15 protein-coding genes are annotated in these 18,264 nt (G+C 43.2%); 10 read left to right on the top strand and 5 right to left on the bottom strand.

The annotated features are described in order from the left end of the window. Positions 1-187: 187 nt before the first annotated feature. Positions 188-811, bottom strand: coding sequence for a GTP cyclohydrolase II (gene ribA / locus BHC43_RS02280; protein ID WP_100156406.1), 624 nt, complete (start codon positions 809-811; stop codon positions 188-190). A gap of 4 nt (positions 812-815) precedes the next feature. After that, entirely contained in the window at positions 816-1,520 is a 705-nt protein-coding gene (locus BHC43_RS02275; protein ID WP_100156405.1) for a GAF domain-containing protein, read from the bottom strand. Positions 1,521-1,895: 375 nt separating this feature from the next. Here BHC43_RS02275 and BHC43_RS02270 point away from each other — a divergent pair, with 375 nt between their 5' ends. The 7 genes from BHC43_RS02270 to BHC43_RS02240 all read left to right on the top strand — a co-directional run bounded on the left by BHC43_RS02270 (position 1,896) and on the right by BHC43_RS02240 (position 11,220). Beyond that, complete coding sequence (locus BHC43_RS02270) at positions 1,896-2,078, top strand: hypothetical protein (RefSeq protein ID WP_100141536.1); 183 nt, start codon at positions 1,896-1,898, stop codon at positions 2,076-2,078. Between the two features lie 529 nt (positions 2,079-2,607). After that, positions 2,608-2,997, top strand: a complete 390-nt coding sequence (locus BHC43_RS02265; protein WP_100156404.1) for a YgiW/YdeI family stress tolerance OB fold protein — start codon at positions 2,608-2,610, stop codon at positions 2,995-2,997. A gap of 304 nt (positions 2,998-3,301) precedes the next feature. Then, positions 3,302-4,621: an SLC13 family permease gene (locus BHC43_RS02260; RefSeq protein WP_100156403.1), complete on the top strand. Its 1,320-nt coding sequence runs from the start codon at positions 3,302-3,304 to the stop codon at positions 4,619-4,621. Positions 4,622-4,966: 345 nt separating this feature from the next. Continuing rightward, positions 4,967-6,280, top strand: coding sequence for an SLC13 family permease (locus tag BHC43_RS02255; RefSeq protein WP_100156402.1), 1,314 nt, complete (start codon positions 4,967-4,969; stop codon positions 6,278-6,280). Positions 6,281-6,466: 186 nt separating this feature from the next. Beyond that, entirely contained in the window at positions 6,467-7,705 is a 1,239-nt protein-coding gene (locus BHC43_RS02250) for a multifunctional CCA addition/repair protein (RefSeq protein ID WP_100156401.1), read from the top strand. 2 nt (positions 7,706-7,707) lie between these two features. Continuing rightward, on the top strand, positions 7,708-10,272 hold the full coding sequence (gene glnD, locus BHC43_RS02245; RefSeq protein ID WP_100156400.1) for a [protein-PII] uridylyltransferase: 2,565 nt from the start codon (positions 7,708-7,710) through the stop codon (positions 10,270-10,272). 60 nt (positions 10,273-10,332) lie between these two features. Continuing rightward, positions 10,333-11,220, top strand: coding sequence for an NAD(P)H-hydrate dehydratase (locus tag BHC43_RS02240; RefSeq protein WP_100156399.1), 888 nt, complete (start codon positions 10,333-10,335; stop codon positions 11,218-11,220). 77 nt (positions 11,221-11,297) lie between these two features. Here the strand turns inward: BHC43_RS02240 and BHC43_RS02235 are convergent, their stop codons facing one another. Genes BHC43_RS02235 through BHC43_RS02225 form a run of 3 tightly spaced genes read right to left on the bottom strand, consistent with a single transcriptional unit; the run spans position 11,298 to position 13,697 of the window. Next, entirely contained in the window at positions 11,298-11,999 is a 702-nt protein-coding gene (locus BHC43_RS02235; RefSeq protein ID WP_100156398.1) for an aspartate/glutamate racemase family protein, read from the bottom strand. Between the two features lie 34 nt (positions 12,000-12,033). Then, on the bottom strand, positions 12,034-12,684 hold the full coding sequence (locus BHC43_RS02230) for an HAD family hydrolase (protein ID WP_100156397.1): 651 nt from the start codon (positions 12,682-12,684) through the stop codon (positions 12,034-12,036). 35 nt (positions 12,685-12,719) lie between these two features. Next, entirely contained in the window at positions 12,720-13,697 is a 978-nt protein-coding gene (locus tag BHC43_RS02225) for a cation diffusion facilitator family transporter (RefSeq protein WP_100156396.1), read from the bottom strand. A gap of 690 nt (positions 13,698-14,387) precedes the next feature. On the opposite strand from BHC43_RS02225, the gene BHC43_RS02220 reads away from it, so the two are divergent. Genes BHC43_RS02220 through BHC43_RS02210 form a run of 3 tightly spaced genes read left to right on the top strand, consistent with a single transcriptional unit; the run spans position 14,388 to position 18,235 of the window. Beyond that, on the top strand, positions 14,388-15,893 hold the full coding sequence (locus BHC43_RS02220; protein ID WP_100156395.1) for an MBOAT family O-acyltransferase: 1,506 nt from the start codon (positions 14,388-14,390) through the stop codon (positions 15,891-15,893). Then, positions 15,880-17,085, top strand: coding sequence for an SGNH/GDSL hydrolase family protein (locus BHC43_RS02215; RefSeq protein WP_100156394.1), 1,206 nt, complete (start codon positions 15,880-15,882; stop codon positions 17,083-17,085). The genes BHC43_RS02220 and BHC43_RS02215 overlap by 14 nt, the downstream gene beginning before the upstream one ends. Continuing rightward, complete coding sequence (locus BHC43_RS02210; RefSeq protein WP_180295855.1) at positions 17,075-18,235, top strand: SGNH/GDSL hydrolase family protein; 1,161 nt, start codon at positions 17,075-17,077, stop codon at positions 18,233-18,235. The genes BHC43_RS02215 and BHC43_RS02210 overlap by 11 nt, the downstream gene beginning before the upstream one ends. Positions 18,236-18,264: the final 29 nt, after the last annotated feature.

Below are 18,264 nucleotides of genomic sequence, written 5' to 3'. Positions count from 1 at the left end.
TGATAACTTCAATCTGCACTTACTACTTGAGTAATAACTTAGGTAGTAAGTGCATTTTTATTTAAAATATGAAAAATAATTTGTTTATTGGCTTGAAAAGAAGTTTAGATTAGCGTGCGTTTAAAACTAATATAAAAAGCATATTTTTTAAATTTTAAAACAAATATTTATTCAGATAATAATCTAATTAGTTTGCGAAATGGCCAAGTTTTTCCATTTTGGTGTGCAAATACTGCTGATTTTCTGGATTCTGACCAACGTGTAAGGGTACGCGCTTAACTACGTTGATGCCCGATGCTTTGAGGGTATCTACTTTGTGTGGGTTATTGGTCATCAGCTGTACTGAACTGATGCTAAGATAATCGAGAATATATTTGGCCAGACTGAAATCACGTGCATCTATAGGCAATCCTAAGGCCAGATTGGCTTCTACGGTATCCATACCTTCATCTTGAAGCTTGTAAGCTCGAATCTTATTGAGTAAACCTATACCCCTGCCTTCTTGCCGTAAATAAACAATTACACCACGCCCTGCCTTCTGTACAGCCTTCATGGATGCTTCTAGCTGTGGCCCGCAATCGCAGCGTCTAGAAAAAAGAGCATCACCGGTCAGGCATTCTGAATGAATGCGTCCAAGAACTGGTGCTCCACTACTTACATCACCTACTGTAAGTGCAATGTGTTCCTGTTTATTGCGTACATCTTCAAAACCGTACATTGTGAATTCACCCCACTGGGTAGGCAAACGGCATGCAGAAATGAATCTTACAGGGCTGTTATCTTTTATCTGGTTTTGTTGTGTTGCTGTCATGTTTTTATCTCTTGATGGAAGTCTCGATGGCCTGATGCAGGTTTTGCAATAATGGTGGGATGACAATGGCTAATGCTGTCCAGTCTATCAGTTCGGTTTCGGAGATGGAATTGGGCTGCATGTGAGCTGCATATAGTACACCCAGTACATGCCCCTGTGCATTGGTAACTGGAATAGCCAGCTGGGAATGAGCGGCTTGCTCGCCAGTTAAGCTGCCATCACTCAGCCAATGCTGGACATTATTCACCTGATTCAGCCAGCCGGTAGTGGCGGTACGTACAAATAAATACTGCTGCACCTGTTGCTGTCCACAATAGATTTGTGCTGGTAAGCTACCACTACGGGAAAGCAGTCGATACAAATGTCCTGTTATCTCATCTGGTTCATATAAGTACAATGCAAAGATTTCATTATGATGACGGCTGGCTATTGAATCTAGAGCTAGATACATCTGGCGTAAAGTATATGTGCTGTTGTTATTGGCAGTAAAAAGTTCTGTAGGCTGAAGCTGGTGCAATGATACGGTGTTCACACCTAGTTTTTCTGCCAGACTAAAACCATTTTCCTGATACCAAATTACTGACATATCTATTTCGGCCTGAGCGAGTGTTAAAACTGACTGGGCAGCCAGCATGGCCATCTGCACTTGGTCTGCCGATAATTTTAATCCTTGAGTTTGCAGGTAATCATGCACCTGAGCACAAGCCATACGTTTCCTTGGAGATTTCTTTACAAACAAATATTGTAACCGAAAATGATGCTGATTCTTGCAAATATGCTTCAAGCGTCTTTAAAAACTTTCTGATTCATTATTAAATTATCTATGAATTAATGTGGTGGCAGATATTATTGGTATTTATTAGTTATTTCTATGAATGTTGTAATGGTTTAGATTTGATTGGTTTCAATGATTTTGTGGGGATACTACAAGACTGTATGTTTGTATCTGGGTGAAGGTTGATTATGGGCTGTTAATTTAATTGCAACAAGTTAAAATAATGTTAAGTGCTTGTATTATATTAAATTACATCGAATAATATCTTCACCGTAGTTTCACGGTTACTATTGTGAATAGGAGTAGTATATGAGTAATCTTAAACCTGGTGATAATTCTGGTACCAATGGTGGTATCTATCAAGAAGTTGATCAGCACGGCCATCCTCTGGAAAATTTTGCAACAATTAAGGATCATGAAAAAGCACCGCCTACTCAGCACGCAGGTAATTGCTGGAAACTAAAAAGCAGAACTCCAGACAGTAAACATTAATTTTACTTAGACAGCTATCTGGCTGTATTTTTTGATAGGTTTATAAATATAATCTGTAGCAGTCAGATAGCTCAGAAAATTAAAATAAAATTGAAAATAATATCAATTTTTTGTTTTTGTTTTTTGTTATTGAAACTGAACTGTAATGGATACGTGAATTAAGAGTATGAAACTTTGCTTTTCTGATTAAATCCACTTTTACATGGATATTATTTTTAATGATTTGTATCCAGTATTCCATTTTTTTTTCTATTTGGATCTCTTTTTCTCTAATTTCTTCTTTATTTCTTGCTTAGAGTATAGCTATTTGTCGTCTTTTCAATCTCAAATGCTCTCTCCAATATTTGTTTATATTTGTCGTTAATATTCTGATTTTTCAAATCTATTTTCATAATAATCTTTTGCATTTTCAGCAGATGTTAGGTATTTGCCATATAATTTTCTTTACTTTACTCCAAAGTCGATATTTAATACCGTTATTTACTATCAATAACAGAACTAGCTTTATTAAATGTAGAGAGAAATCACCATGAAAAAAATTACTACGTTGTCTGGGATTATTGCTATGGTTTCTATGCCGCTAATAGCTGCCGGTCAAGGAGGATTTACTGGTCCTTCTGTGCCCACGCAAAAGAGTGGATATAAAGACCCTAATGCCGCTGTAACCACTGTTACTCATGCCAAATCTTTGCCTGACGACAGTCGTGTTATTTTGCGTGGCAAAATAACCAAGCATGTTTCGGATGATATGTATAAATTTCAGGATGCTACTGGGGTAATAGATGTGGATATCGATCAAAAGCGCTGGAACGGACTAAGAGTCAGTCCACAGGATACTGTGGAAATTCAGGGAGAAGTGGATAAGGACTGGAATTCTGTAGAAATCGACGTGAAACATCTTCGTAAGATTGTGCCATAAATCTAGCGATAAACAGCGCCAAAATGTTCAGGAAACGCTATCTCTGTGTTGTCAGAGTATGTGTTGATTTTGTCAGCCTGACTATGTCTGGCGTGGCTTATAGAAATATGTGACTAAAGAATTTGATTAAAAATATTATGCTATATGATTAATACTAATTAAAGTATAAGTATATCGGCTTTATGCCACAGCATGAAGAAATGAATGATAAAAGGTCGCTACCCAGTTGCTACTTTGTTGGTGAATTTGTTTTGCCAGTTTGAATATATTGATTAAATATAATTTATAAATATCAGGTTTGTTTATGTCTTTTCTGCAAATACTGTCTCTGGTATTGCTGGTATTGATACTGGTGTTATCTATCTGGCGACATGTAAATATTGGTTTATTAGGATTTTGTGCCGCTGCCGTGATGCTGGTGGCTTCCCAAACTTATCCTGATAGTGGTATGGCCTCTCAAGCTCAGGCTTTAACTGCTAAAACCGTATTGGATCATTTTCCAGGATCTATTGTGACATTGTTGATCGGGGTGTCTTTACTGTTTGCTCATTTTGAACGCAGTGGCAGTCTCAGCTGGATTACTGATAAGGTCTATAAAACAATCGGTAATCATGCGATGCTGATACCTTGGGTGGGTTATGTGTTTGGTCTGTTTATCTCAACTGCCGGTGCATTTTCTACGGCTACCATTACTTTGCTGGTGCCGATTACGGCTGCTTTGGGCAGACGCCTGCCAAAAATATTTTTTATTTGTGAGGTGGCGGCTGTTGTAGGGGCAAATACTGGTGCATTGTCTCCTATTAATCCTGTGGGGATGGTGATTAAAGATGCTGCCAGCCATGCGAATGTGAGTTTCAACGGTTGGCAACTCTGGTTGTTGGGAACGATTGTAAGTGCTGTAACAGTATTGATTTTACAATTTATTTTTAGCCCTAAGAGGATGACAGATAGCCCAAAAGGCCAAAAACCTAGGCATGGGCTGGCGCTGTTAAAACCGATAGCGGTGGATGACAGTGAGAAGAAACAATTGTGCCCTTCTTACGCTGTTTGCTCTACGCTGGCTGTGTTGCTGTTTATTGTGCTGGTGGTGTTTGCCGATGCTGATGTCGGTCTAACTTCGATTTCGCTGGCAGTGGCTTTGATGCTTTTGTTTCCGCAGCAAAGTAAGGATTTTGCTAAAAAGATTCCTTGGAATGCGGTGATTGTGATTAGCGGACTGCTGGTGTTTATTGGAACGATGATGTCAGTACATACGATGCAGGCTGTGGAAGAAAGCTTGCTAAGTATGACAAGCAATCAGATTATTCTGCTATTTATCATTGCTTATCTCACGACCTGCTTGAGTAATGTGGAATCATCTACTATAGGGGTAATTAGTTTGATGACGCCGATGATTTTCACCATTTTCGGTGGTTCTGAACATTTACCATTGATTTTGGCTGCCTGTACGGCACCAGCTCTGCTGAGTGTGATTAACCCAATTCATATTGCCGGCACGTTAATCGTCAGCTACACCGATGAGCAGCAACAGGATGCGATGTTTAGGCGTCTGCTGACTATCGCTTTTTTTACAATACCGATTATTCCGGGTGCCACAATGATTTTACCGGCTATTTTATTCTGAATGTTACCGGCAGTCTGATGTTTTATGGGTGATGGATTGGATTTGTGCATAGAAAATATTCTGTGATTATGCAGCAGATGCTTAGTTATTGCTTATTCATCTGATAATTTATTTATTTTTGATTCAAGCTAACGAACTTTACACTTTAATTTAATTCAAAGAATTAGTGATTAGGTTAATTTTTGTTTGTTTATTTTATCTAGATACTTTATAACGTAAACACATTTATCCGAATATTTTGCTGTAAGAAACATACTGAAAGCTGAATAAATTTAAATTTTGTTTGATTAGTGTGAATTTCAACGCAACTTTTCTTTTCAGAATGATAACAAATCAGGACTACTTATGAACTTACCACAAATATTATCTCTCGTATTACTGGTTGTGATTTTGGTTCTAGCTGTCTGGCGACATGTTAACATTGGTTTGCTGGGGTTCAGTGCAGCAGCTGTAATGGTGATGGTCTCTGCTTTAAGTGCAGATGGTTCTGCTGCTGAGACAGTGCTAAGCAGTAAGGCAGTGCTAAATCATTTCCCCGGTGCCATTGTGACGCTGCTCATTGGTGTATCTTTATTGTTTGCCCATTTGGAAAAAAGCGGTGGGCTGAGTTGGTTTACCGATAAGGTATACTCAAAAATGGGACATCAAACCCATTTGGTACCATGGATAGGCTATTTTATCGGTTTTGCTATTTCCACAGCCGGCGCGTTTTCTACTGCTTCGATTACTTTGCTGGTTCCTGTAATCGCGGCACTGGGCAGAAAACATCCCCGATTATTTTTTATCTGTGAAATGGCTGCAATTATCGGGGCGAATACTGGAGCTCTGTCTCCTATTAATCCCACTGGACAGGTTATTCTTGAGGCAGCGAAAAAAGCTCAAGTCATCTATAGCCCATGGCTAGTATGGTTTCTGGGGATGGTGCTCAGTTTTGTGCTGGTTATCGCTTTACAGATAGTTTTCCAAGATAAACGGGTAGTTGATGTATCCGAATTGAATAAGGGTAAAAAGGGTTATCTGTTACTTAAACCTGTGACTCAGGAAAGTTGTGACAATCATCAATTGCAGCCTTTTTATGCACTTTGTTCGACAATTGCGGTGCTGATTTTTCTGTTTCTGGTGATTTTTGCTAAGGCTAATGTTGGTTTAACTGCATTAACGTTAGCTGTGATGATGATGCTGTTTTTCCCTAAAAACAGTAAGGATTTTGTGAAGAAGATTCCTTGGAATGCGGTAGTAGTAATCAGCGGGCTTTTGGTTTTTATCGGTACGATGATGCAGATTGATACCATGAAAGCTGTAGAACAAGGACTATTGAGTATGACCAGCAGTAAAATTGCGCTATTGTTTATGCTGGCCTATCTGACCACTTTCCTCAGTAATGTTGAATCGTCTACTCTTGGTGTAATCAGTCTGATGATTCCGATGGTATTCACGATTTTCGGAGATTCACCACAGATTTCCCTAATTCTAGCAGCTTGTGCGGCTCCGGCTATGCTGAGTGTGGTTAATCCGATTCATATTGCAGGCACACTTGTTGTGAGTGTTACGGATGAAAAACAGCAGGAAACAATGTTTAAGCGCTTACTGATTATCGCTTTTGCTACCGTACCGTTTTTCCCTGGTCTGGCTATGATTGTGCCGGCCATCATGATGTAAACAGATAATGAAATACACACATTTGCCGATTACTGAGCGCTGTTGCTGATACGACTGGTAATTTCTGTTTTACCTTTTTAGTTATACTCCTATAACAGGTAGCTAGTTCTAGGTAATGCAAAAAGCGGTTAACAATTGGACAGGAGTACGGCACAATTGACTTCTGTTTTCGACTGATATTTTGATATGCAGATTTATTTGGTTGGTGGTGCGGTAAGAGATAAATATTTGCAGCGTCCTGTGTCTGACCGCGACTGGGTAGTAGTGGGTGCCACGGCAGTAGAAATGTCTGAGGCTGGCTATCAGCCGGTGGGCAAAGATTTTCCGGTATTTCTACATCCGCAAACACACGAAGAATATGCGCTGGCTCGAACAGAACGCAAAGTTGCCGCCGGGTATAGTGGATTTACTTTCCATGCGGCAGCAGATGTGACGCTGGAGCAGGATTTAAAACGGCGTGATTTAACCATCAATGCAATGGCAGAGGATTCTGAAGGCCATCTGATCGACCCTTATCATGGTCTGGAAGACTTACGTCGTGGAATTTTGCGCCATGTTAGCCCTGCTTTTGCTGAAGACCCAGTGCGCATTCTGCGCATTGCCCGCTTTGCGGCTCGTTATGGCTTTCAGGTAGCAGATGAAACCATGGGGTTGATGCGACAAATGGTGTACAACGGGGAAGTCAACGCACTGGTCGCAGAAAGAGTATGGCAGGAACTGGCTAAGGGATTGATGGAAAAACAGCCGCGTCTGATGATTGAAGTTTTGCGTGCCTGCGGTGCCCTGAAAATTATTCTGCCAGAAGTAGATGCTTTGTTTGGGGTACCACAACGAGCTGTGCATCATCCAGAAATAGATGCGGGTGAGCACACACTACTAAGCCTTCAGTATGCTGCGGAACACGATTATTCATTACCCGAACGTTATGCAGCCCTCACCCATGATTTAGGTAAAGCGTTAACTCCTAAGGATAAGCTACCTGGTCATCCTGGACACGATTATGCTGGAATCAAGCTAGTGGAAGCTGTTAATCAGCGCTGGCAGGTTCCCAAAGCCTGTGCCCAGTTAGCTTTACTGATATGCAGCTATCACATCAGGCTGCACAGTGTGGGACAGTTGAAACCCAAAACTGTTCTGGAGATTCTCAAGCAAACTGATGCGTTACGGCGTCCACAACGCTTTGCTCAAATTCTTCGAGTCTGTGTGGCCGATGTCCGTGGTCGGCTGGGTTTTGAGCAACAACCTTATCCGCAGCAGCAACACTGGCTGGCATTACAGTCGGCTGCCATGGCAGTTGATGCTGCGGCCATTGCACGAGCTTCTGATAATCCGCAACATATTGCCCATGCTATTGAACGAGCGCGGCTACATCAAATCAGCCCATTGCAGAATGCTTATCGTCAATCACAATCTAATGGCTATTAATTATGGTAGTTGCAACGTTGGTTACTTCTCTGGCCGATAAATTAAGGCTGCATAAACAGCAGGCTGCCGAAACTTACCGGCGACGGAAGCATCCGTTTGTTTACTTCCGCCAGCACACGCAAATTATTTCTGAAATACTGACTACTTTGTGGCAGCACTTTTTTGCCGAGCGAGAATTGTGTTTGCTGGCGATAGGTGGTTTCGGCCGTGGCGAAATGTATCCCTATTCAGACGTGGATATTGCTATTGTCAGCAGAGAAACGGTTGGGGATGAGTTGCAACAGCAAATTGCCGCGTTTATTCAGATTTTGTGGGACATTCATCTGCAACCTGCTGCCAAAGTAGGTACGATTGCTGAATTATGCGAAAGCGCACGGCAGGATTTAACCGGCGATTCCGCTTTGCTAGAAAGCCATTATTTATGTGGCAGCCGGCAGCTGGCGACAGAGTTAATCCATCAACTGGATTTACAGCGTGATGTCGCTGCATTTACAGAAGGTAAAATACTGGAGCAGAGCCAACGTTATACAAAAGCTTCTGGTGAAGCCAGCTTGTTGGAAGCTAATGTAAAAACCACTCAGGGTGGTTTACGTGATATTCATACTTTATTGTGGCTGGCGAAAGTACAGGGACTACCGCCCCAGATTCATGACTTGATGCGTAATGCCATTCTAAACCGCACCGAGGCAAGATTGCTACTCAGCTGCCAGAAGCAGCTTGCCAGAATCCGCATTGAACTGCATTTGACCGCTAAACGAGCTGAAGACCGGCTGATTTTCGATCTTCAGACACAGGTAGCAGAAAATCTGGGATATGTGGATGATACAAATTCACGTGCCTGTGAAAAGCTGATGCATGATTTTTACCGCGCCATTAAAGGTGTAAAACAACTTAGTGGCATTCTGGTGCCGATGCTGCGAGACCGTGTCTATGCCACGTTGCCTCGCGTGGTTGTGGAGCTGGATGAACATTATTATCAAGTTGGCAATATGCTGGCGGTACACAATCTTGAGCTTTTTCGGCATAAGCCGGAGCATATTTTTATCAGTCTGCGGATTGCACAGGAACACAGCGATATTATTGGTCTGGCACCAAAAACCTTGCGAGCATGGTGGGCTGCAGCTCATCAGCAAGTGAATGAAGCGTTTTATCAGAATCCAATCAATCGCGAATGCTTTGCTGGCTTCTTCCGGCATGGCAATGGTCTGACGCACTTACTTAGATTTATTAATCTGTATGGTGTGCTAGGCAAGTATCTACCGGCATGGGAAAAAATTGTGGGTTTACTGCAACACGACCTGTTTCATATCTATCCGGTAGACGACCATATTTTAATGGTAGTGCGTAATATGCGCCGTTTGGCTATGGAACGACACAGCCATGAACTGCCATTTGCTTCTACTTTGATGCATGCTTTTGAACGCAAGCACATTTTATATATGGCAGCATTGTTTCATGATATAGCTAAAGGACGTGGCGGCGATCACGCCGTTAAAGGCGTAGCTGATGCACGTTCCTTTGCAAAAGATCATTTTCTGGACGCAGAGGAAAGTGATTTGCTTGCATGGTTGGTGGAACAGCACCTGTTGATGTCGATGACTGCGCAGAAAGAAGATATTCAAGACCCTGAAGTAGTAGCTCGATTTAGTAATCAAGTTAAAACAATTGAACGGTTGACCGCATTGTATTTGCTTACGGTTGCAGATATTCGCGGTACTAATCCGAAAATCTGGAATTCATGGAAAGCCAGCCTACTGGAAAGTTTATATAAAGCCGCACTGCATTACCTAAACGGTAGACAGAGTAACCGGCAGACAGCCATTCTTGACCGACGTCAGCAGGCGATGCATGAATTAAGCCAGTATCAAATCAGCGAGTCACAGCAGCGTGAACTGTGGCATATTCTGGGGCAGGCGTATTTTGCACGCCATGAATGGCAGGATATTTTGTGGCATTTGTCCAAAATCATCAATTATGAGCAGCAGCCACAGGCACATAGCCAGTGGCTGCCGGATACAAATACATTAAAAGTGATGGTTTATATGCCAAACCGGCCAAAACTCTTTACAGAGCTGGCTTCAGTGTTTAGTGAGGCAGGAATGAATATCCTGACTGCGCGTGCCTATATTACCGACCACAACTTTATTCTGGATACTTTTATTCTACAATTTCCATCTGGCCTCAGCATTGCTGATTACCTTAGTATTCAGAATAAAACTGAGCTGGCACTAAATCAGTTTGTGAATGGCAATCTGTCGATGAGTGCTGCCACTCCGGCTAGTCTGAGCCGGCGCAGCAGGCATATGCCGATAGCGCCCCGCATTACCATCGATGAGGAAGATAACCCTGGCTGGTATAATTTACACATCATTACGGCTAATCGACGCTTTTTATTGGCCAATATTGCCGCAGTGTTATCAGAGCTGAATATCAGCATCCGATTTGCCAAAATCACCACATTGGACGAACGTGTAGAAGACAGCTTTCTGGTGTATGCGCCCCATTTAGCAGATACCCAGCAGCAATTACAGTTAAAAAATGCACTGCTAGACCAGCTTCTGTGCTGATCAAGACAATGTGTAACGGCCTAAAAACTACAGGTAAACAATACATATAGTGAAGAGATAATGAACACATTCAGGACAGACAGGGAATTATTACGCCAATGGCAGCGGCTGGCACGCAGTCAGTTTCCTGATATATGCCAACCGCGTCCTGCACAAAGCCATAAAGGTACCTTTGGTACTCTGGGTATTATTGGTGGCGCTGAAGGCATGGCTGGATCGGTTTCTATGGCGGCTGTGGCAGCTTTGCATTGTGGATGTGGTAAAGTCTGGCTTGGCTTTCACCAGCCTACTTTACCCTTACCGCTACTGACACAACAGCCAGAAATTATGCTAGCCACTGCCGAGCACCTACTGCAACGTTCAGAGATTAGTGCATGGGTAATCGGCTGTGGTTTGGGCACGCACGAATCGGCTGTATCAGTGCTGAAATCATGCCTGCAACAACACAATATAGTTACGTTATTGGATGCAGATGCGCTTAATCTGCTGGCACAGCAGCCAGATATCCTGGCCGGTAGAAAGAATATACACAATATTATACTGACTCCTCATCCCGGAGAAGCCTCTCGCTTGCTGCAATGCAGCATCAGTGAAATACAAGGAAACCGCAACCAAGCAGTATGCCGATTGGCAGCAAAATATAATGCATGGGTTGTTTTGAAAGGACATCAGAGCCTGATCGCTTCACCTAACGGGCAAGTTTGGCAGAATAACAGTGGCAATCCCGGGCTAGCTACGGCTGGCAGTGGAGATGTGCTCGCCGGAATTATAGGAAGTCTATTGGCGCAACAAATACCATTGGAGCAAGCCGTTTATGCTGGAGTGTGGTTACATGGTACAGCTGCCGATATCCTTGCTGCCAATGAAATCGGACCAATTGGTCTATGTGCCGGTGAAATTGCCCCAGCTGTACGCTGGCTGAGAAACCGCCTGAGTGAAACTAATTGAATAGTAAACAAGCCGGATATTTAAATAAGTAACCGGCTTTGACTTTCCTTCAAAAGGTTTATTGTACAAAAGGGCTATTATTGCTTATCCGCCAGTGCCCAGTTCACGGCTGCAGTAGCGTGGATGGCTGTTGTATCAAAAACAGGCACCGGACTATCTGCTTCAGACACCAGCAACATGATTTCAGTACAACCAAGAATTATGGCCTCTGCTCCCGCATCTACCAAATGTTGAATAATCTGCCGATACTGCTGGCGCGACTCTTCACGAATAATGCCAGACACCAGTTCGTTATATATGATTTTATGCACTATTTGGCAATCATGATCATTTGGAATTAGTACCTGCAAACCATATTTATCGGTGAGCCGCCCCTTGTAGAAGTCCTGCTTCATGGTAAATTCTGTACCCAGCAACCCGACTTTGCGAAGTTTTTGGCGGCAAATTTGTTCGGCAGTAGCATCGGCTATGTGTAGCAATGGAATGCAAACACTGTTTTGCACTTGCTCCGCCATACGATGCATGGTGTTGGTGCAAATAACGATACATTCTGCTCCGCCCTGCTGCAACTGACGCGCGGCATGGCACATTTTTTCAGCCAACTTATCCCACTGACCCTGATGCTGTAACGCTTCTATTTCCGCGAAATCAACAGACAACATAATGCTTTGAGCTGAATGGGTACTGCCTAGTCGATCACGTACCTGCTCATTGATCATACGGTAATATTCCGCAGAACTTTCCCAGCTCATGCCGCCAATTAAACCGATGGTTTTCATTATTAACCCCCTTGAAATACATCTAAAAAATTATTTATTTTAATAATTTGAGAATTTGTTCAGGCTTCTCAATCACATAATCAGCTGGCCAACTCGCTGTATCGTCTGTGGCACTGATGTAACCCCAGTTTGCCAATACGGTAATCATACCGGCTTGACGTCCTGCTTGCATATCACGTTCAGCATCACCAACATAAACACAATTTTCCGGTGCCACACCGATTTGTCTGCAGGCGTAATACATCGGTATGGTACTGGGCTTAGGAGCGCTGGTGGTATCACCACTTACAACTACAGATGGTTTAACACTACATTCTAATTTTGGAAGCAGGCGGTCAGTAAACACATATGGTTTGTTGGTAATAATGCCCCAGACAATATTTTGCTCAGCTAACTTTAGCAAAAGCTCATTAACGCCTCCAAACAATACAGTTTCATCAGTAAAGTGCAGCTCGTATTCAGCCAGAAAATCACGCCGCAATGTAGCAAATTCAGGATGATCCGGTTGCCAGCCAGTTCCTAGCGTGATCAGGCCAGAAGCACCATGGCTGGCGACCGGTCGAATTTCGGTCATGCTTTTTTGCGGCAGATGCTGCTTTTCCAAAACTCGGTTGAGAGCGGTACCCAAATCTGGGGCAGTATCTGCAAGTGTGCCATCTAAATCAAATAATACCGCTTTAATCATGATTTCGTTTCCATCCTTGAGCTACATGTATTGTATTAATGTGCATGTTGATGAGCAACAGAAGGCATGCAGCATAACAAATTGTCACTGTGCGTATGGGCATTGCTTTCCGTCTGTACTGTCACATGATGGATATCATGTTTGAGCAAAACAGAGGCAAGCTCATTCACTAGTTTCTCTGCTTCGACAACGGTAATGGTACCATCCACAACAATATGACAAGACAATGCGTTCATATTACTGGTAATTGTCCATGCATGTAAATCATGCACGGCCTTAATTCCGGGCATGGCCAATATCACATTGCCTAGCTGCTCAAGTTCGATGTCGACTGGGGTTCCTTCCATTAGAATACGCAATGTTGTTTTCAGAATACCGATACCACTGTAAGCAATCAAACAGGCCACTACAACACTGGCCAACGGGTCTGCCCAACGCCAGCCGAACAGCATCATGAGTATGGCCGCAACGATCGCCCCTACAGAACCGAGTAAATCACCCAGCACATGTAAAAAAGCACCGCGCATATTTACATTATGCTCGGTCTCGCTACTTCGATGCATATACCACGCGATAGCGATATTCACCAGCAAACCCAAGACACTGATAATCAGCATCCCACGAGTAGCAATGGCTGGTGGATTAACGAAACGGCCAATGGCTTCATAGACAATCAATACTGCAATCACCATCAGTGCGATGCCGTTAACGGCTGCGGCGATAATCTCAAAACGCTTATAACCGAATGTCTGCCGCTGATTAACCGGCCGTTCACTCAGATGAAATGCTATCAGAGACAGTGCCAGTGCTAGCGCATCGGAAAACATATGACCAGCATCGGAAAGCAGCGCTAGACTATTGGTTAACCAGCCACCGATGATTTCCACCAGCATATAAGCCCCGATAACCAACAATGAAACACGCAACACCTGCTTATCCGCGGCGTGTGCTCCAAGATGATGGTGATGCCCGCTTTCATGAGTGTGCTCATGAGTTTGATTGTGCTGGTGCATAGTAAGCCTTATCTAAAATAGCCTGAGAATCCTTCAGGCTAAACCCTGACGTAAGGTAAAAGTCAATTACTGATATCAGCCGAGCTGAGGACAAATGGTGGCACAATGCATTAAAGATACAGAAATTTATTGCCACAGATTAGCTGAGCTTTTGGATAATAGCAAAAAAAATAAACCTACTGCTATTTCAATTCACCTATATAAAAAGCTTTCACTGAGACTAGCCAAACAACAATAGATAGTGCGGTGATGTTGATACATGATAACTATAGTTATATTCTTTAATAAAATTTTTTTGATAACAAAATTTTATATTTGAATTTCGTTACAATATTTCACACTTACAGGTAAAATAGTCACTTTCTAATTTGATGTAATTTTGCCCCACCAAGGCTCTATCAATATAGAAATTTACAGCCAATCTAGATTAACTGAAAAGAATGTTATTCAGCAGCCTCAGAACGAAACAAACACAGTATTCCGAACCAGAACGGTGAAAAAGTTTATTCAGAAATCAATTAAGCCATTACAGTAGAATCTTTGTTTGCAACTTCGAGTGATATACAGCCTAAACTTCTGTGTCCTGCCGATAGGCATAAACATGAATTAACTGATTTTAAACAGAAACTTTTCTGCTTATATGTTTGGCATGGTTAAACAATCTCTTTTTTATTTTTGCTTATTGGCTTCATGTTTAGCTTTATATCCATCGAATTTAGTCTGTGTTTCATTGTTTTTTTCTGCCTATATTGGCTTCTGGGCGCCAGACCAAGGCTCCAGAATATTCTTTTATTGTGTACCAGCTATCTGATTGTGTATCTATGCGGTAAACTGCCGGCTCTGATTACCCTATTAATATATACATTTATCATTTATGTGATATCAGCCTGCATTAATCGCAGTAAAAAACCGAGAATCTGGCTGATATCTGGAATTACCATTACCATTCTGCAACTGATATTGTGGAAATATTCCGATTTTTTCTCTGCACAAATAAACGAGAATTCGGATTGGTTTAGGAGTAATATAGACTGGATAGCCAATGTCATATTACCGCTGGGCTTATCCTATTATTCATTTCAAGCAATTAGCTATCTGGTTTCTCTTTATCAACTTCGCAATAGTAGACAAATAGCCGGCCAGCCTTTATCTTTGTCTGCTCTGGCATTGCATCTTGCTTTTTTTCCGACCATCACCGCAGGGCCAATTGCTCGTGCTTATGACGCTCGTGGTTTAACGGACATATCTGGTCAGCCCTGTGGCATGGCCGCGCAAATCCAAGCCGTAGAACGCCGCCGTATTTTGGCCCCAGCAGTGGCTCTGTGTCTGATTATAATGGCGCTGACGAAAAACTGGTGGTTTTCGGGCTGGATTGGAGATAACTGGGTGGATCCGGTTTTTGCCAATCCCATGCAGTATCAGAGCTTGGAAATACTGGCTGCCATTTACGGTTATACTTTACAGCTGTTTTTTAATTTTTCAGGCTACAGCGACCTAATGGTGGGCATGGGTCTACTGTTGGGCTTTCGCTTGCCGCTTAACTTCCGTTCGCCGTTATTAGCTTATAATATTCGCGATTTTTGGAAGCGCTGGCACATCAGCCTGTCTACATGGATTAGAGATTACATATTTATTCCGTTAGGTGGCAGCCGAGGTAGCTGTATACGCACACAGCTTAACCTGCTTATTGCAATGGCGTTATCTGGTATTTGGCATGGCAATGGCTGGCCATTTCTCATCTGGGGATTATTGCATGGTGCAGGGATGATATTGCTAAACCTGAGCGATTGGCTATATAGCCGTCTACGTCACTGTACCGCTGAACAGGCACGCGATAGTCTGAGCAAAAGTGGCCGTGTAGGCAAAATTTTAAGCATCATCATTACAGTACATTTCGTGTGTTTCTGTTTTGTGTTCTTTCGGGCGCCCACCCTTAACGATGCTTTAATGTTGCTGCACGCTTTGTTCTGTAATTATATTAACGTACCGCTAAGTACCAACCCATTCTACTTTTTCAGCCTGTTGCTGCTGGCTTGGATAGCTTATCCATTGCTAACCAGACTGACCAAACAGTTATTCCAGCGTGCAGAGAGTTTACCGCGCTACAGTCTGATTGTGCCTTTATTATTGCTGCTGGTGCTGATATTAATCTGTGCGCCGGCCGGAATTCCGGGATTTATCTATGCAAACTTCTAAATATCGCCGTCTGCCAACCTACCGTAGTCATAATCAGAAAAAAAAATATACTCAGTTTGAGCAAATGCCCGTGGTAAGCGTGAAAACAGTGACCACTGTACCCATGGTAGTGGCATCCGATGAAGAATCAGAATCAAAGGTACAACCACCCAAAAGCAACAAACAGCAGTTTCGGTATGTTTTGCTAAGCTTAATCCTTGCTGCCGGCTTATCTTTATGGTTGATGCAGGATTCCGTAGAAAACTATTATCAGCAGACGTATCATAAAAACAGTATTTTATCCAAACTAAAAAAATATTCGTGGTGGCAAGCAGGCGCCAAAGCAGGATTGGTACTCAATAATGGTATCAGCTGGCTAAATCAGAACATTACATCTGCCAATCATAATGTCACAACAACCTTTAATCAGCATGTTGCTAATGCAGATAAAAATAAGGTCACTATTGCGCAGAAAACACAGGTGGCAGTGCAGCAGAATCTGCAACAGACAGCTAAACAAGACAGTATCAAATCAGCTTTCACACTGGGCGCAGAAGATGAGGTATTCTTTGCCGGTGATTCCTTAATGCAGGGTGTGGCGCCACATATCCAGAAATGGCTGAGCGAAGGCTATGGTATCAAAAGCGTTAATCTTGCCAAACAAAGCACTGGACTCACCTATCCTGGCTTTTTCAACTGGCCAGAAACCATCGCTCGTACCTTAAACGATAATCCCCGCATTAAGATTATGGTAATATTTCTGGGGCCAAACGACCCGTGGGATATTCCTGACCCGCATAATGGCACCCGCTTTATTAGCTTTGCATCTGCGCGCTGGGAAAGCATGTATCGCAGCCGCATACAAACGATTATGGACACTGCCCGCCAGCATCACGTAACCGTACTATGGCTTACCCCGCCGGATATGCGCCGCCATAAACTTAATCAGCAAATGGTTTACCTGCGTCAGTTGACTACTGATGAAGTAATGCGAAATCATGGTTTTGTTGTTGATACCCGCACCATGCTCGGTAGCAATGGAGATGAATATACTGATACCTTGATGCAACCAAATGGCAAAAAAATCAAAACCCGTAGTGCAGATGGTATTCATTTCACCATCTCAGGGCAGAAAATTATTGCTAGAGATATTTTTAACCGCTTTATCTTACCGGCACAGCCAAATAAAAACGATTACTCAAATGTACACTAAAACACATTTAGCTATCCTAAGCTGCTGCTTGTGGATTATGGCCTGCTCTGCCGATCCGGCTCCGGCTCAATCTAGCCGTAATCACCATAGTACAGCTTTACCGGACAATAACAGGGCACAGCTGGCAAAGGCCTTTAAGAAAAAAAGTATTAACATCGTACAGCTAGGAGACTCGCATACAGCCGCTGATTACCTCACAGATGCCGCCCGTGTACGTTTGCAACAGCAGCTGGGCAACGGCGGCCCGGGCTGGGCTATGCCTACTCAGTTTCCCGGTATGCGGCTGGCACGCTATACCTATCAGAATCAGGGCTGGCAGGCTATATCCAGCCGCACTGACACCAACGTAAACTATGCGCTCGGCGGTCTGATTGCCATTCCTGCGGTCGGTTCAGTAATGACTATAGCAACCAAAGAACCAGAAGCAGAGCAAACTGTAACAGTCAGCATCCGGCAAGGGCCGAACGATGAAAATTTATCCGTTACCGATAGCAACGGCCAACAGATTGAACTGGCCGCCCATCCTAAGGATAATCAGTGGCATTTCAGCCAGTTTAATGCCCGTTTTCCGATTACCGTCAAAGCAGGCATGAATTTTCAGACTGCCATCGGTGGCTGGTGGGCACGTAATCAAAACAAGCAAGGGGTAGTATTTTCGGCACTTGGAATCAACGGTTTTCAGCTCAACCAATGGAATCGCTGGAATACAACGGCATGGCAGCAAGAACTGAACGTGATTGCACCAGACCTCATTATTTTGGCCTTCGGTACCAACGAAGCCTACAACAATCTAGACACCGCCACAGTAAAACAGAATCTTATCGAAACCATAGCTCGCATCCGTACCGCCGCACCCAATAGCGCAATCATGCTGCTAGGTGCTCCAGAAAGCCTTAAAAGTACCGCTGGTGCATGCGGCGTACGTCCAGAAAAACTAACCGAGCTGCAAAACATGCAGAAAGAAGTAGCGCAAAATCAGCATACTTTCTACTGGGACTGGCAGGCTGTCATGGGTGGCGAATGCAGTATGAAAACATGGATTAGTGAGGGGTTAGCGCGTAGCGATGGTGTGCATTTCACAGCCAGTGGTTATCAGCGTCTGGGCGAGGCACTGGCCGATAGCATACTAGCATTACCACAGCATCGTTAACACTTTATCAAATACAAAACACCTGTCCA

It is taken from the genome of Snodgrassella alvi (genome assembly GCF_002777855.1).
Lineage (GTDB): Bacteria > Pseudomonadota > Gammaproteobacteria > Burkholderiales > Neisseriaceae > Snodgrassella > Snodgrassella alvi_E.
The sequence above is the reverse complement of the archived record's forward strand: the minus strand, read 5'-3'. Positions and strand labels throughout refer to the sequence as shown.

What these genes read in the sequence shown, in the direction of transcription:
- BHC43_RS02225 (WP_100156396.1), bottom strand. Translation starts at nt 13,697, where the DNA reads ATGCACCAGCACAATCAAACTCATGAGCACACTCATGAAAGCGGGCAT.
- ribA (WP_100156406.1), bottom strand. Translation starts at nt 811, where the DNA reads ATGACAGCAACACAACAAAACCAGATAAAAGATAACAGCCCTGTAAGA.
- BHC43_RS02260 (WP_100156403.1), top strand. Translation starts at nt 3,302, where the DNA reads ATGTCTTTTCTGCAAATACTGTCTCTGGTATTGCTGGTATTGATACTG.
- BHC43_RS02240 (WP_100156399.1), top strand. Translation starts at nt 10,333, where the DNA reads ATGAACACATTCAGGACAGACAGGGAATTATTACGCCAATGGCAGCGG.
- glnD (WP_100156400.1), top strand. Translation starts at nt 7,708, where the DNA reads ATGGTAGTTGCAACGTTGGTTACTTCTCTGGCCGATAAATTAAGGCTG.
- BHC43_RS02230 (WP_100156397.1), bottom strand. Translation starts at nt 12,684, where the DNA reads ATGATTAAAGCGGTATTATTTGATTTAGATGGCACACTTGCAGATACT.
- BHC43_RS02210 (WP_180295855.1), top strand. Translation starts at nt 17,075, where the DNA reads ATGTACACTAAAACACATTTAGCTATCCTAAGCTGCTGCTTGTGGATT.
- BHC43_RS02275 (WP_100156405.1), bottom strand. Translation starts at nt 1,520, where the DNA reads ATGGCTTGTGCTCAGGTGCATGATTACCTGCAAACTCAAGGATTAAAA.
- BHC43_RS02250 (WP_100156401.1), top strand. Translation starts at nt 6,467, where the DNA reads ATGCAGATTTATTTGGTTGGTGGTGCGGTAAGAGATAAATATTTGCAG.
- BHC43_RS02255 (WP_100156402.1), top strand. Translation starts at nt 4,967, where the DNA reads ATGAACTTACCACAAATATTATCTCTCGTATTACTGGTTGTGATTTTG.
- BHC43_RS02235 (WP_100156398.1), bottom strand. Translation starts at nt 11,999, where the DNA reads ATGAAAACCATCGGTTTAATTGGCGGCATGAGCTGGGAAAGTTCTGCG.
- BHC43_RS02270 (WP_100141536.1), top strand. Translation starts at nt 1,896, where the DNA reads ATGAGTAATCTTAAACCTGGTGATAATTCTGGTACCAATGGTGGTATC.
- BHC43_RS02220 (WP_100156395.1), top strand. Translation starts at nt 14,388, where the DNA reads ATGTTTAGCTTTATATCCATCGAATTTAGTCTGTGTTTCATTGTTTTT.
- BHC43_RS02215 (WP_100156394.1), top strand. Translation starts at nt 15,880, where the DNA reads ATGCAAACTTCTAAATATCGCCGTCTGCCAACCTACCGTAGTCATAAT.
- BHC43_RS02265 (WP_100156404.1), top strand. Translation starts at nt 2,608, where the DNA reads ATGAAAAAAATTACTACGTTGTCTGGGATTATTGCTATGGTTTCTATG.